The 17,107-nt window shown below is 45.9% G+C and carries 4 protein-coding genes; all 4 read left to right on the top strand.

Going from position 1 to position 17,107, the window contains the following annotated elements:
* Nucleotides 1–178 precede the first annotated feature (178 nt).
* Genes EGC82_RS07870 through EGC82_RS07855 form a run of 4 tightly spaced genes read left to right on the top strand, consistent with a single transcriptional unit; the run spans nt 179 to nt 17,089 of the window.
* Nucleotides 179–1,048 (top strand): helix-turn-helix domain-containing protein, encoded by an 870-nt coding sequence (locus EGC82_RS07870; protein ID WP_124730273.1) that lies wholly within the window; start codon nt 179–181, stop codon nt 1,046–1,048.
* Nucleotides 1,045–8,958 carry a type I polyketide synthase gene (locus EGC82_RS07865; RefSeq protein WP_124730272.1) on the top strand — a complete coding sequence of 2,638 codons (7,914 nt, stop codon included), beginning with the start codon at nt 1,045–1,047 and terminating at the stop codon, nt 8,956–8,958. The genes EGC82_RS07870 and EGC82_RS07865 overlap by 4 nt, the downstream gene beginning before the upstream one ends.
* Complete coding sequence (locus EGC82_RS07860) at nt 8,955–11,177, top strand: PfaB family protein (RefSeq protein ID WP_124730271.1); 2,223 nt, start codon at nt 8,955–8,957, stop codon at nt 11,175–11,177. The genes EGC82_RS07865 and EGC82_RS07860 overlap by 4 nt, the downstream gene beginning before the upstream one ends.
* Nucleotides 11,132–17,089 carry a hotdog fold thioesterase gene (locus tag EGC82_RS07855; protein ID WP_415837562.1) on the top strand — a complete coding sequence of 1,986 codons (5,958 nt, stop codon included), beginning with the start codon at nt 11,132–11,134 and terminating at the stop codon, nt 17,087–17,089. Before EGC82_RS07860 ends, EGC82_RS07855 begins: the two co-directional genes overlap by 46 nt.
* The last annotated feature ends 18 nt before the right edge of the window (nt 17,090–17,107 follow it).

Genomic DNA, 17,107 nt, shown 5'->3' with positions numbered 1-17,107 from the left:
TTGTTTTCAGTCTCGGGTGATTGTATCGGAGTGAAACCTCAGGTAATCTGCTTGGTGTTAAAAAATCATTAATGGATATTTGGACTAGTTTTTAACTTATTTAAGTATGACTTAAGTAATTATGAGTAAGTTTAAATGAGCTGAAAGTCCCAATAGATTATTTGGAACCCCTGTCTAGATGACAAAAAAGATAACCACACATTTAGAATCAGGTCTATTTAAAGGCAAGCCTAGTCAAAAAACGGTTAATCACCGTAATGCGACCACCACGCCTGAGATGCGCCAATTTATTCAGCAATCAGATTACAGCGTCAGTCAGCTCTCTAAAATTCTTAATATCAGCGAAGCCACAGTTCGAAAGTGGCGTAAACGTGACTCTATCGATAACACCCCCAATACCCCGCACAAACTCAACACTACGCTATCGCCTATGGAAGAGTATGTAATGCTGGGTCTGCGTTATCAATTGAAGATGCCCTTAGACAGGTTATTAAAAGTCACCCAACAATTTATCAACCCAAATGTATCTCGCTCCGGCCTTGCCCGTTGTTTAAAGCGCTTTGGGGTGTCAAAACTTGACGAATTTGACAGCCCTTTTGTGCCTGAAAAATTCTTCAATCAGTTGCCTATTACTCAAGGCGCACATATTCAAACCTATACTGTTAACCCGCAAACCTTAGCCGACACCTTGGCGCTGCCGAGTCCAGATCCGGACAATGTAGTACAAGTAGTATCGTTAAGTATTCCACCTCAACTCACTGAACAGCAAGCCTATTCAGTTCTGCTTGGGGTCGATTTTAAATCTGACTGGGTTTACTTAGATATTTATCAAGACAGCCATACTCAGGCGAGTAATCGCTATATTACTCACGTCTTAAAGCACGGACCGTTTCATTTACGTAAGTTGTTAGTACGCAACTATCATCTTTTTCTTGCTCGTTTTCCTGGAGCAAGTCAAGCAGCCGCAATACCTACTAGCACCACTGATGCAGCTGAATCCCAACACCAGATAGCTGAACCTCAGTTATCAAACGGAGACTCACAATGAGCCAATCCAAGAAAAACACCGATAAACGTCTTAACAAACGTTTAAAAGACATGCCAGTAGCCATTGTTGGCATGGCGAGCATTTTTGCTAATTCTCGTTATTTGAATAAGTTTTGGGATTTAATCAGCGAAAAAATTGATGCTATTACCGAGGTGCCTGACACTCATTGGCGTCCTGAAGACTATTTTGACGCAGACAAATCTGTGCCAGATAAAAGTTACTGTAAACGCGGTGGTTTTTTACCTGAAGTAGACTTTAACCCAATGGAATTCGGCCTGCCGCCTAATATCCTTGAGTTAACTGACTCATCACAACTGTTGTCGCTCATTGTGGCAAAAGAAGTATTAGCCGATGCAGGCGTAGGTGCTGATTACGATACCGACCGCATAGGTATTACCTTGGGCGTCGGCGGTGGCCAAAAACTGAATCACAGTTTAAGTGGCCGTTTACAATATCCTGTACTAAAAAAAGTATTCAAAAGTAGCGGATTAAGTGACGAAGACACTGAAATGCTGATCAAAAAATTCCAAGACCAATATGTTCACTGGGAAGAAAACTCGTTTCCAGGTTCACTTGGTAACGTGATTGCTGGTCGTATTGCTAACCGTTTTGATTTTGGCGGCATGAACTGTGTGGTTGATGCGGCTTGTGCAGGCTCTTTAGCGGCGATGCGCATGGCGATCACCGAACTCGTTGAAGGCCGCAGTGACATGATGATCACCGGCGGTGTGTGTACCGATAACTCACCTTCAATGTACATGAGTTTCTCTAAAACCCCTGCTTTTACCACGAATGAAACCATTCAACCTTTTGATATCGATTCAAAAGGCATGATGATTGGTGAAGGTATTGGCATGGTGGCATTGAAGCGCCTTGATGATGCTGAGCGTGACGGCGACCGTATTTATGCAGTCATTAAAGGCGTTGGCGCTTCATCGGATGGTAAGTTTAAAAGTATTTATGCGCCGCGCCCTGAAGGCCAGGCAAAAGCATTAAAGCGCGCCTATGATGACGCCGGATTTGAGCCACACACTGTTGGCTTAATTGAAGCCCATGGTACAGGTACGGCCGCCGGCGATGTGGCAGAGTTCAATGGCTTGAAGTCAGTGTTTTCTGAAGGTAACGACACTAAGCAGCACATCGCATTAGGCTCGGTTAAGTCACAAGTTGGCCACACTAAATCAACCGCAGGTACTGCTGGCGTGATTAAAGCAGCACTTGCACTGCATCACAAGGTATTACCGCCAACCATTAACGTGAGCAAACCTAACCCTAAATTGGGTGTTGAAGATTCTCCGTTTTATTTGAACACTGAAACGCGCCCATGGATGCCACGAAGCGATGATACCCCGCGCCGCGCCGGTATTAGCTCGTTTGGTTTTGGTGGTACTAACTTCCACGTGGTGCTAGAAGAATACAAACAAGATCACGCCCGTGATGCCAAGTATCGTCATCGCGCAGTAGCACAAAGCTTACTGATTAGCGCAAGCAGTAAAGCCGCACTGCAAACTGAATTAACCCAGTTATTAAATACCGTAAAAGCCATTGATACCGCTTCACCTAATATCAGTGAAATTGAATTAGCCAAGCTAGCTAAACGTTTTGCGGTAACCACACTTGACAGCAACGCTGCACGTATCGGCATGGTAGTCAGTTCATTAACTGAGCTTGTGACCCAACTAACCCAAGCGATTGCGCAGCTTAGCTCGAACACCAATGATGCATGGCAGTTACCGTCTGGTACAAGTTATCGTACTAGCGCGTTAGTGGCTAAAGACAGCAAGGTTAAAGTTGCCGCACTGTTTGCCGGTCAAGGTTCACAATACGTCAATATGGGCGTTGATTTAGCCTGTCACTACCCAGAAATGCGTCAGCAGGTCATGCTAGCCGATAAGGTATTTGCTAAAAACAAGCAAACGCCGTTATCACAAATTTTATTCCCAATTCCAGCCTTTGAAGCAGAGGATATTGCAGCACAACAAGCGGCATTAACCAATACCGCTAATGCACAAAGTGCCATTGGCGCTATGAGCATGGGACAATATCAACTGTTAGCCCATGCAGGTTTTAAAGCCGATATGGTAGCCGGACACAGTTTTGGTGAACTGTCAGCATTATGTGCTGCTGGGGTTATTGCTGCTGAAGATTACTACCAATTAGCCTTTGTCCGTGGTCAAGCTATGGCGGCAACGCCAAAAGATCAAGATGCTGGCGCAATGTACGCGGTTATTTTGCCCGCCACAACGGATACGGCCAATATTGATAAATTAGAAAACTGCATCAAAGATTTTGCTGGCGTGAAAGTCGCTAATTATAATTCACCAACTCAGTTAGTGATTGCAGGCCCAACATCAACCACCATCGATGCGGCTAAAGCGATTCAAACCTTAGGCTTTAAAGCCATTGCTTTACCGGTATCTGGCGCCTTCCACACGCCACTTGTGGCCCATGCCCAAGTACCGTTTGCTAAAGCTATCAGCAAGGTTAAATTTGCTAAGCCAAGCATGAGTTTATATGCCAATGGCACAGGTAAACTGCATTCTAAAGATCCTAAAGCGATTCAAGCTGCTTTTAGCGACCACATGTTGCAATCGGTGCGTTTTAGCGATCAATTACAGTCTATGTATGATGCTGGCGCCCGTGTGTTTGTTGAATTTGGCCCGAAAAACATTTTACAGAAATTAGTCGAAGGTACATTAGGCAATCAAAGCGATGCTGTTAGCGTTGTAAGCTTAAACCCTAACCCTAAAGGCAATAGCGATATTCAATTGCGCCAGGCTGCAACTCAGCTTGCGGTGCTAGGTTTAAGCCTCACTGAAGTTGACCCATATCAAGCACCGATTGCTGAATTAGCTAAGTCATCACCGATGAACGTGAAACTCACTGCGGCCAACTTCATCAGCCCTGCGACCAAAGCGAAAATGCAAAAGTCACTGGAAACAGGTCAAGTTGCCCTTAAAGAAGTGACGATTGAAGTGCCTGTTGAGAAGATTGTTGAAACTATCGTTGAAAAGATTGTGGAAAAAGAAGTGATCAAAACAGAATATATTGAAGTGCCACAAGCTGGCAGTGCTAATGTTCAAACCAGCACTAATGCTAGCGCTCAAGCAAACCAAGTGTCAGCACAGGTTCACTATGCTCCTGTCAACGCAACTCTTGTAAACACAGCGCCAGTAAGCCATGACAGCATTGGCGCATTTTTTGCCGCCCAGCAACAAACCGCTGAATTACATCAGCAGTTTTTAGCCATTCCACAGCAATACGGCGATACGTTTGCAAGCTTAATGGCAGCGCAAACTCAAATGGCAGCATCGGGCGTGGCTATTCCAGATAGCCTGCAACAGTCAATGGCATTTTTCCACCAGCATCAAGCGCAAACGCTGCAAAGCCATACCTTGTTTCTTGAACAACAAGCGCTTTCAAGCCAAAACGCGTTAGCTATGTTAAGCGGTCAAGCACCTGTCGCTTTTGCTCCGGCTCCAGCGCAAGCTGCAACTCAAGCTCGCGTTCAACAGCCAGTTCAACATATTGCGACTCAAACTGCAGTGACTCAAACGCCTGTCGTACAAGCTAGTCTGCAAAACCGTGCTGCACCGGCTCCACAAGCTGTCGTTGCCATGTCAGCTCCAGCGCCTCAAGTGACGCCAGTTAAAGCACCTACTCCAGTTGCTCAAGCGGTGGTGAGTTCAGGCTTAAGCGCCGACAAAGTTTTGAATACCATGCTAGAAGTGGTTGCTGAAAAAACCGGTTACCCAACTGAAATGCTAGAACTTGGCATGGACATGGAAGCCGACTTAGGAATAGATTCAATCAAACGAGTTGAAATTTTAGGCACAGTTCAAGATGAGCTTCCAGGTTTACCTGAACTTAGCCCTGAAGATTTAGCCGAGTGTCGCACCTTAGGCGAAATTGTTGATTACATGAACAGCAAATTGCCAGCTGCGGGCGCTGCGCCAGCTCAATCAGTCGCCGCGCCTGTTGCATCTGCAAGCAATGGCTTGTCTGCTGAAAAGGTACAGGCAACCATGATGGCTGTGGTTGCCGATAAAACCGGTTATCCAACTGAAATGCTAGAACTTGGCATGGACATGGAAGCCGATTTAGGTATCGACTCTATCAAGCGTGTTGAAATTTTAGGCACAGTACAAGATGAGCTTCCAGGCTTACCTGAACTTAACCCAGAAGATTTAGCCGAGTGTCGTACTCTTGGTGAAATCGTTGACTACATGAACAGTAAGTTGCCAGCACAAGGCGCAGCTTCTGTACAAAATGCAGTTCCTGCACAAGCTGCTCCAACATCTGGCTTAAGCGCACAAAAAGTTCAAAGCACCATGATGACTGTGGTTGCCGACAAAACCGGTTACCCAACTGAAATGCTAGAACTGAGCATGGACATGGAAGCCGATTTAGGTATCGACTCTATCAAGCGTGTTGAAATTTTAGGGACAGTGCAAGATGAGCTTCCGGGCTTACCAGAACTGAATCCAGAAGACTTAGCTGAATGTCGTACCCTTGGTGAAATCGTGGCTTATATGGGCAGCAAGCTGCCAGCCGCAGGCGCTATGAACTCTCAGCTAACTGCTGAAGGCTCTAAGCTGCCAGCTGCGGGCGCAAGCTCAGTTGCAGCAACGGTAGCATCAGCACCTGCTTCATCAGAAAGCAGCAGCTTAAGTGCAGCAAAAGTACAAAGCACCATGATGGCTGTGGTTGCCGATAAAACCGGTTATCCAACTGAAATGCTAGAACTTGGCATGGACATGGAAGCCGATTTAGGTATCGACTCTATCAAGCGTGTTGAAATTCTAGGTACAGTTCAAGATGAGCTTCCAGGCTTACCTGAACTGAATCCAGAAGATTTAGCCGAGTGTCGTACTCTTGGTGAAATCGTTGACTACATGAACAGTAAGTTGCCAGCACAAGGCGCTGCTTCTGTACAAAATGCAGTTCCTGCACAAGCTGCTCCTGCATCAGCCTTGAGCGGACAAACAGGCTTGAGCGCTGAAAAGGTACAAAACACCATGATGTCAGTGGTTGCCGACAAAACCGGTTATCCAACTGAAATGCTAGAACTGAGCATGGACATGGAAGCCGATTTAGGTATCGACTCTATCAAGCGTGTTGAAATTTTAGGGACAGTGCAAGATGAGCTTCCGGGCTTACCTGAACTGAACCCAGAAGATTTAGCCGAGTGTCGTACCTTAGGCGAAATAGTAGCTTATATGAACTCACGTCTACCCGCCGCAGGCGCAAAGCCAACTGCTGATGGCGCTAGTCTGTCAGCGGCCGAGCTTGCTAACGACTTACCTCCTCATCAGGAAGTCGCGCTAAAAAAGCTACCAGCGGCGGATAAGTTAGTTGACTGTTTTTCTAAAGACGCATGCATCGTTATCAATGATGACGGCCATAATGCCGGCGTATTAGCAGAAAAATTAGCGTCAACTGGCCTAACCGTCGCAGTGATCCGTAGCCCTAAAGCCATTACCAATAAGCAATCTCCGCTAAGCAGTGCTGTAGCTAGCTTTGAGTTAACGCAAGTCAGTGACGATGGGGTTGCTGCTGTGATTAAACAGATTAGTGCTAAACATAAAATTGCCGGTTTTGTGCATCTTCAGCCTCAGTTTGAACAGATAAACAATGCATTACCGCTAAGCGATGCTGGTTTTAAAGCGGTTGAGCAAGCGTTCTTGATGGCGAAGCATTTACAAAAAAGCTTTGAAACTCTGTCAAAAACTGAGCGTGTGAGCTTTATGACGGTGAGCCGTATTGATGGTGGTTTTGGCTACTTAGATACTCAAGACCTCGCAACCGCGGAGCTAAACCAGGCTGCTTTGTCAGGCCTTAGCAAAACATTAAGCCATGAGTGGCCAAACGTGTTTTGCCGTGCCTTAGATATCGCGCCAAATGTTGAAGCGCTTGAATTAGCCAAGGCGATTGTTAGCGAACTCTTTGATATTGACACATCAACCACTGAAATTGGTATTAGCAGTCAAGGTCGTCACACACTTAACGCAACGGCTTGTGCAACAACGCGTTACCAAACAACCACCTTAAACAGCGATGATACTGTGCTGGTAACGGGTGGCGCAAAAGGGGTCACATTTGAATGTGCGCTTACGTTAGCCAAGCAAACAAAATCGCACTTTATCTTAGCCGGTCGCAGTGAGCACTTAGCGGCAAATTTGCCAGCATGGGCACAGGGTAAACAAGCAAATGAACTTAAAGCAGCTGCAATTGGCTTTATTCAATCCCAAGGTGACAAACCAACGCCTAAGCAAATAGATGCCTTAGTTTGGCCTATCACCAGCAGTTTAGAGATTGACCGTTCACTGGCGGCATTTAAAGACGTGGGCGCCAGCGCTGAATATATCAGTATGGACGTCAGCTCAGATGCGGCAATTAAGCAAACCCTTAAAGGGCTTAACACCATTACTGGCATCATTCATGGTGCTGGCGTGTTAGCCGACAAACATATTCAAGACAAAACCTTAGCTGAATTAGGCCGAGTTTATGGCACTAAAGTGTCGGGCTTTGCCGGTATTATTAATGCGATTGATGCCAGCAAACTTAAGCTAGTGGCGATGTTCTCATCTGCAGCAGGTTTTTACGGCAACACAGGTCAAAGTGACTATTCAATGTCTAATGAGATCCTCAACAAAACTGCACTGCAACTTGCGGCTAACTACCCACAAGCTAAAGTGATGAGTTTTAACTGGGGCCCTTGGGACGGCGGCATGGTCAGCTCTGCATTGAAGAAGATGTTTGTTGAGCGCGGCGTGTACGTTATTCCATTAGATAAAGGCGCCAACTTGTTTGCTCACAGCCTGCTGTCTGAAACGGGCGTGCAGTTGCTTATTGGCTCAGACATGCAAGGTTCTGACACTTCATCACAAGATGACGCATCACAGGCGAGTGCTGCTGTAAAAAAGCTTAATGCGGACTCTTTGCTTATTGCCGAGCGTTCGCTGACACTGACTTTTAATGGCGTGAACAACACGTATATTGTTGAACGTGTACTTAACCCGCTTTTAATGCCCTTCATTGAAGATCATTGCATTGCGGGTAATCCAGTACTGCCAACCGTGTGTGCCATTCAATGGATGCGTGAAACTGCGCAGCTATTGTGTGGTCAGGCGGTTTGCGTTCAAGATTATAAGTTACTCAAAGGCATTATTTTTGACACCAACGAGCCACAAGTCCTACGTCTAACACTGACGCAAACTGAGGCAGGCTTAAGTGCATTAATTGCTAGCCGACTGCAAAGCGATCCATCTGACACTGTGTTAAGACCGCAATATCAAGCGAGCCTGATTGTTAACGAAAAAGTTGTTAACCAAAACTTGGTTAACGAGAAAATTGTTAATGCATCAAACGCCTTACCTGCAATCATCACCACGGCAAAACAGCTGGCAAATGAAGGTAAAGTGATAAGCACAAGCAGCGAGCTTTATTCAAACGGCAGCTTATTCCACGGCCCTCGCCTACAAGGGATTAAGCAAGTGCTGATTGCTAACGATCAGCAGTTAGTATGCAAGGTTGAACTACCGCACATTAACGACAATGATTGTGCAGGTTTTGCCCCTCAGTTAACCCTAGGTGGCAGTCAGGCGTTTGCTGAAGATTTGCTATTACAGGCCATGTTAGTGTGGGCGCGAATTAAGCATGATGCGGCCAGCTTGCCATCCACCATTGGTGAGCTAACCACTTATGTGCCTTTTGCATCGGGTGATAGCGGTTATTTAGTGCTAACCGTGCTGAAAAGCAGCGGCCGTTCACTCACTGCCGATATCGCGCTTTACCATGAAGATGGTCGCTTAAGTTGCACTATGTCTGCGGCTAAAACCACTATCAGCAAAAGCTTGAACGATGCTTTTATCGCACCGCGCAATAAGCTTGTAGAGGGTGCAATTTGAGTACTGACTTAACAGATAACTCATTAGCAGGCCGCGCATTAACCAGCGCGGAACTGGCGCAAGCCGTGAAGCAACGCCACACTATGCCACTGCGCATCGCGGTGTTGCTTAACGCGCCTAAGCTGATGGCTCAAACTGAGATCCAGTTTGTTAGTCTTGATGAAACCAATCCGCTGGGGTTTGAACAAGCCCTGGCTGATGCCGCAGAGCTGCTAGCTAGCACTCAATCAGCCAACGCTCAATCAAGCAGCGTTCAAGCCAATGTGGTCGTTAATTTAGCTGACACATTATGGTTAATGCCTGCATTGATGGCGGCAAAAAACAGCATTCATCCACACGCCCTGATCAACGGTGTCGGAATTGCTGAAAATAGCCTTGAAGCAATAAACCAAGCCTTAGCGCATGCTAAACGGGATCACGTTCAGCCTGTGGTACAAACAGTGAAGGCGGGATCTGCTAGTCATAAGCTTAAACAGCTGCATAGTTTAGTCACCTCAATTGCCACTAGGCAGCTTCCGGTGGCTAGCTGTGTTGAGTCTAGCGATGTTAACCAGCAAGGGTATTGGTTTTGCGAGTTTCATCAAAGCCGAGTCGCTGCTTTTTCTAGCTCAATGTGTGCTAACTCGCACCAAGCGGTCATTTTAACCCAAGGTACTGGGCTTATTACCGCCAAACCTTTACTCAACGCTTCCCGATTATGGTTGCCTATTGGCGCGATATCGATTGCAGATTTACAGGCTCAGCTCGCTTCATTAGCCTTGTTACTGAGTCGCTTAGTAAGTGATTCAAATAATGATATTGGCTTACTGGAATTGATTAAGCAGCAACTTGTTGGTTATCAGGCTAAATCAGCAATCAACAGCTTAAGTGCCGTGGTGATGGCCAGCAGTTATGCTGCACTTTGTGTTGAAGTCAACGCCATGCTTAACGCCATAAGCCATACTGACAGTACAGATATTCACTCGCAGATTAATTATAAAACGCCTGCAGGCAGTAGTTTTACGGCTAAGCCTTTAGGTGAAAATGGCTTAAGTTTTGTCTACCCTGGGGTCGGCACTGTGTATCCCAATATGTTTAAGCACTTGGGCCATACTTTTCCAGCGCTGTATAGCGAGCTTGAAAAGCAAGGCGATTTGCAAGCCATGTTACAAAGCCAGCTAATTTATGCGACCGAAGCTACGCAAGCGGCACAGAGCATGAGTTTATCTGAGCTGGCTATTTCGGGTGTTGGCGCAAGTTATATGCTGACTAAGTTGTTAGATAAAGAATTTAACATCAAACCTAAATTAGCCTTGGGCTATTCGATGGGGGAAGCCTCAATGTGGGCCAGCCTTAATGTGTGGCAACAACCGCACAGTTTAATCGATGCCACCCAAACAAGTTCATTATTCACCCAGGATATTTCAGGGCCATTACTGTGTGTTAGACAAGATTGGCAGCTCGATGCATCAAATACCACCAAAGGTGAAGACATTGTCTGGAACAGCTTTATTACTCGGGCAACGCCTGAGGAATTAGCGCCGCATCTTTTGGATTTTCCGCGGGCCTATATTGCCATTATTCAAGGTGATACCTGTGTGGTTGCGGGCTGTGAAGCCAGTTGTAAAGCCATGCTCAAACAAGCGGGCAAACGCGGCATAGCCTCCAATAAAGTCACCGCAATGCACACGCCACCAGCGATGCAAATTATTGAGCAGGTAAAGCAGTTTTATCACCAGCCTCTGATGGCGGACTTACCTAATGAGATCCGCTTTATCACAGCAACAGAAGCTGAGCCAATCGTGTTAAGCCCAGATGCAATAGCCCAATCAATTGCCGATACTTTTTGTCATCAATTGGATTTCACTCAGTTAATTGCCAAGGCTTACCAGCACGGCAGCAGGCTATTTGTTGAAATTGGTGCGGACAGACAAACTAGCACGCTAATCGATAAAATTTTAGCCAGCCAGCTTGCAGACAAACCGGTTAATCAAGACGGCCTATCAGCCCAAGCTATTGCGGTTAATGCCAAAGGTGCAGATGAAAGTATCAGTTTATTGAAATGCTTAGGCCAATTGTTAACTCATCAAGTCCCGATGTCATTAACGCCTTTTATCGACAGTATTGACTGTGCCATCTCACAAGCACTAGCACGACGAGTCGAAAAGCTCGCGGTTGGTGATAATCCGACATTATCGGCTCAAGCACCTCACCCTATTTCAGAAGGAGAACCTCATTGAGTTCTCATAACACCCCAAAAATTGCCATAGTCGGCCTTGCTAATCAGTATCCCGATGCGGATACGCCGGCTAAATTTTGGCAAAACTTATTAGATAAAAAAGACTCTCGCAGTCAAATTAGCCAGCAAAAATTAAATGCTACCCCAACAGACTATATTGGGGTGCAAGGCCAGTCAGATCGCTTTTATTGCGACAAAGGTGGCTACATTGAAAATTTTGCTTTTAATGCAAATGGATACCATGTCCCCGCCAGTGCTTTTGAAGGCCTAGATGACAGTTTTTTATGGGCCACAAATACCGCGCGCAACGCCTTAAATGATGCGGGTATATCGTTAAACGATAGTCGCTTATCACGCACAGGTATTGTGATGGGCACGCTGTCATTCCCCACGGCGAAGTCAAATGAGCTGTTTGTGCCGCTTTATCACGGCGCAGTTGAAAAAGCGCTACAGGTAAAACTTGAGCAGCCTAATTTTGTGCTACAAGGTTTTGGCAATGAGCAGAGTGTTGGCAATAAACCGGCCCAGCCAATTAATTATCGCAATGGGGCCATTGCCCATAATGCCTCTAAGCTCGTTGCAGACGCACTGGGTTTAGGTGCCGCGCAATTAAGTTTAGATGCTGCCTGTGCAAGCTCTGTTTACGCATTGAAACTGGCGTGTGATTACTTGCACACTGGCAAGGCAGACATAATGCTAGCGGGCGCCGTATCGGGCGCAGATCCATTCTTTATCAACATGGGTTTCTCTATTTTTCACGCCTACCCAGACCACGGTATTTCGGCGCCGTTTGACAGTAACAGCAAAGGCTTATTTGCCGGTGAAGGTGCTGGCGTATTAGTCCTGAAACGCCTTGACGATGCACAGCGCGATGGCGACCATATTTATGCGTTAGTCAGCGGCATTGGCTTGTCGAACGACGGTAAAGGCCAGTTCGTACTAAGCCCAAATAGCAAAGGCCAAGTATTATCGTTCGAGCGCGCTTATCGTGAAGCTGATATAGCGCCATCCAGCATTGAAGTGATTGAATGTCACGCTACTGGCACACCGCTGGGTGACAAGGTCGAGCTGACATCGATGGAGCGCTTTTTTGAAGATAAGCTTAATGGCAGTGCAACGCCATTAATTGGCTCAGCTAAATCTAACCTAGGCCATTTGCTTACAGCAGCAGGGATGCCGGGGATCATGAAAATGATTTTCGCTATGCGCCAGGGAGTATTGCCGCCAAGTATTAATATCAGCAGCCCTATCGCCTCGCCGAATCAATTGTTTGGTCAACAAACCTTACCTAATGAAGTATTACCTTGGCCAGATAAAGCCGGCAATACCTCGCGTCATGCTGGGGTGTCAGTATTTGGTTTTGGTGGTTGTAACGCGCATTTATTGATTGAATCTTATGATAATAATGCGATTAATCATGGTTCTGTCAATACATCAGCTAGCCAGTTAAACGCAGCTAATACGCCGCTTAACATTACCGGTATGGCTGCTCATTTTGGTCAAGCTAGTAGCATAAATGCATTGGCTGACAAAATCACTCAGCAACAATCTTTAATGACAAGCTTACCCGCTAAACGCTGGAAAGGATTAAATAGTCACCCGGAATTATTGGCCAAACATGGTCTGCATTGTGTTTCCCAAGGCGCTTATATCGAACAGTTTGATTTTGACTTTTTACGTTTTAAAGTGCCGCCCAATGAAGATGACAGATTAATCTCACAGCAGCTGTTATTAATGAAAGTTGCCGATGAAGCCATTATTGACGCTAAACTCAAACCCGGCAGCAAGGTCGCGGTATTAGTGGCGATGGAAACTGAGCTTGAACTGCATCAGTTCCGTGGGCGGGTTAATTTGCATAGCCAAATAGCCCAAAGTTTAAAAGCACAAGGTGTTGCACTAACTGATGATGAATATCAAGCTCTTGAATCGATCGCCATGGACAGTGTGTTAGATGCCGCTAAGTTGAATCAGTACACCAGCTTTATTGGCAACATTATGGCGTCGCGCATTTCATCATTGTGGGACTTTAATGGCCCGGCCTTTACCATTTCAGCAGGCGAGCAATCGGTAAGTCGTTGTATTGATGTGGCGCAAAATCTGTTTGCTTTAGGCTCAATGCAAGAGCCGCTGGACGCTGTTATTATCGCCGCAGTCGATTTATCGGGCAGCATTGAGAATATGCTGCTTAAAAATGGCTACTTATCTGCATCGGGTATTCAGCCAAACGATATTGCCAGCCGCCCTTGGCACGTGGGTGAAGGTGCTGGCGCTATTGTGTTGCAAGTACAAGCTGCCAATACCCGTTTAACCGACAGCAGCTACGCCAGTATCGATAGCCTGCAATTTAGCAGTAACTATTGCGCCAATGATATGAGTACAAAGGTGTTATCAAAGCCGGCTGATTTGATTGAATTAAATCAGTCCCCTGAAAACCGTTTTGATGCTTCAGGCCAGGCGATATTTAACCAACTAGCATCAAGTGCAACACCGCTTACCCAAGCACAAAACTTGATGGGACACAGCTTTGCCGCATCTGGAATGGCGAGCATTATTCATACACTTGTTAAGTTGAACGTCAATACTAAGACAACTCATGCTAGCGCGGCTAATGCTAACATCGTCACGGTAAGTGAAAATCAATTCTCTAGCATTGATATTTCAGTATCTCAGCCACAGCAACAAGCGCTAACACATCGATTAACGGCACCACTTGCACAGCAGCTATCGCACACCATAGCCACTGGCAGTAAATTAAGTTTAATCAAGCAAGTCAGCCTTGGCGGACGAGATATTTATCAACATATTATCGATACCCCAATAGCATCAATTGACAGCATTAAAGCTAAATGTGCTCATATTGCTCCGCAAGCACAGGCCACTACAGTGATTACAGTAGTTCCTATGACAAAGACGCAATCGACAACACAAATCGCGCCCTCAACAGAGACGACACACACTATTATGCCTAATCTAAAACCGGCTTCTACTAAACTAAACTCTGCACACTCTGCGTTTACCCAGAGTGTACCGCCAGCCCATTTAAACGCTTTTCAGCAAAATCAGTGGCTAGCGCAACAAGCACATTTAGCCTTTTTGAAAAGTCGCGATGCAGGCCTTAAAGTGGCTGACACCTTGCTAAAACAGCAATTAGCCCAGGTTAATGGTCAGCCAACCGCTTATACCGCAAGCTCAAGTACCGTAAGCTCAGGATCTGTGCAGCCTTTACAGCAAATACAAACTGCACCTCAAGCGGTAAACGTCTTGGCGCAACCTGCTCATCAAACAGTATTAACACCCAATCATGCAGCGCCTGATCATTCAACGCCTGATCACTCAAGAGTCCCCGCATACACCGCCCCTATTCCAGCCGATAAACCGTGCATTTGGAATTACGCAGATTTAGTGGAATATGCCGAGGGTGATATCGCCAAGGTATTTGGTCAAGATTACGCGATTATTGACGGCTATAAACGTCGCGTACGTCTGCCTACCACTGACTATTTATTGGTATCACGCGTCACTAAACTTGATGCAACCATGAACCAATATAAGCCTTGTTCAATGACCACTGAATATGACATTCCAGTGGACGCACCTTATTTAGTCGATGGTCAAATCCCTTGGGCGGTCGCGGTTGAGTCTGGTCAATGTGACCTGATGTTGATTAGCTACTTAGGCATCGACTTTGAAAACAAAGGCGAACGTGTTTACCGTTTATTAGATTGCACCCTAACATTCTTAGCCGATTTACCTCGCGGCGGCGATACATTACGTTACGACATCAAAATTAATAACTTTGCCAGCAATGGCGACACGCTACTCTTCTTCTTCTCTTACGAATGTTTCGTTGGCGATAAGATGATCCTCAAAATGGACGGCGGCTGTGCAGGCTTCTTTACTGATCAAGAATTAGCTGATGGAAAAGGCGTTATTCACACAGAAGATGAAATCAAAAATCGTATAAGCGTGATGAACAACCCTAACAAACCGCGTTTTGAACCGCTACTGCATTGTGCTCAGGCAGAATTTAACTATGGTCAAATCCATCATTTACTCAATGGTGATATTGGCAGCTGTTTTGGCGGCGCGCACGTTAGCCACCAGCTAGAAAATGGTTTACAGCCATCGTTATGTTTCGCTTCTGAAAAGTTCTTAATGATTGAGCAAGTTAGCAAGCTAGATGTGAGTGGCGGCGCTTGGGGCTTAGGCTTAATTGAAGGTCATAAGCAATTGGCACCGGATCACTGGTATTTCCCATGCCACTTCCAAGGTGATCAAGTGATGGCGGGCTCATTAATGGCCGAAGGCTGTGGTCAGTTATTACAGTTCTTTATGTTGCATATCGGCATGCACACCTTAGTGAGTAATGGTCGTTTCCAACCACTTGAAAATGCTTCGCAAAAAGTACGTTGTCGCGGACAAGTATTACCGCAACATGGGACATTAACTTATCGCATGGAAGTGACGGAAATTGGTATTCATCCACGCCCTTACGCTAAAGCTAACATTGATATTTTACTCAATGGCAAGGCTGTGGTGGATTTCCAAAACTTAGGCGTGATGATAAAAGAAGAAAGCGAATGTACTCGTTACCCGCTGCTATCTTCACAAACTACTCATGCAAACACGTCAGCCAATCAAGTTAGTGTTAACAAAGCCCCATTGATGGCGCAAGTGCCAGATTTAAGCGCGCCGACCAATAAAGGTGTTATTCCGCTTAAACACGTAGAAGCGCCAACTGTAGCTGCCGATTCAAAGTACGCCAACCGCGTACCTGATACTGTGCCGTTTACCCCTTATCACATGTTTGAATTTGCCACGGGTAACATTGAGAACTGTTTCGGTCCAGATTTTAGTATTTACCGCGGCTTAATTCCGCCGCGCACACCGTGTGGTGATTTACAGTTAACCACCCGCGTAGTGGAAATTAACGGTAAGCGCGGCGAGCTGAAAAAGCCGTCCTCTTGTATCGCCGAATATGAAGTGCCGGCCGATGCTTGGTACTTTACCAAAAACAGTCATCAAGGGGTGATGCCTTATTCGGTGTTAATGGAAATTTCATTACAACCTAACGGCTTCATCTCAGGCTACATGGGCACCACCTTGGGCTTCCCAGGGCAAGAGCTGTTTTTCCGTAACTTAGATGGTAGCGGTAAATTATTGCGCCATGTGGATTTACGCGGTAAAACTATCGTCAACGATTCAAAGCTTTTATCAACGGTTATAGCTGGCAGTAACATTATTCAATACTTCAGCTTCGATTTAAGCGTCGATGGAGAGGCCTTTTATAGCGGCACTGCAGTATTTGGCTACTTCAAAGGCGATGCGCTTAAAAACCAACTTGGTATCGATAACGGCAGAGTAACGAAGCCTTGGCATGTTGAGAACAATGTCGCGGCTGACATTAGTGTGAACTTACTGGATAAAACCTCACGGGTGTTTAATGCACCGGCTAGCCAGCCTCATTATCGCTTAGCAGGTGGCCAACTTAACTTTATCGACAAGGCAGAAATCGTTGAGGCTGGCGGCAAGTACGGCAAAGGCTATTTAGCGGCGTCACGCACTATTGACCCAAGTGATTGGTTCTTCCAATTCCACTTCCATCAAGATCCGGTAATGCCAGGTTCATTAGGCGTTGAAGCCGTAATCGAGTTGATGCAAACTTACGCCATCAGCAAAGATCTAGGCAAAGGTTTCACTAACCCGAAATTTGGTCAAATCTTATCAGATATAAAATGGAAGTATCGCGGCCAAATAAACCCACTGAACAAACAAATGTCGCTGGATGTGCATATCAGCGCAGTAAAAGATGAAGACGGCAAACGCATCATCATTGGCGACGCAAACCTCAGTAAAGATGGTCTGCGTATTTATGAAGTCAAAGACATCGCAATCTGTATTGAAGAAGCATAAGGTCAACAGGGATAATAA

This window comes from Shewanella livingstonensis, from assembly GCF_003855395.1.
Taxonomy (GTDB): domain Bacteria; phylum Pseudomonadota; class Gammaproteobacteria; order Enterobacterales; family Shewanellaceae; genus Shewanella; species Shewanella livingstonensis.
This window is presented reverse-complemented; position numbering and strand designations above follow the sequence as displayed.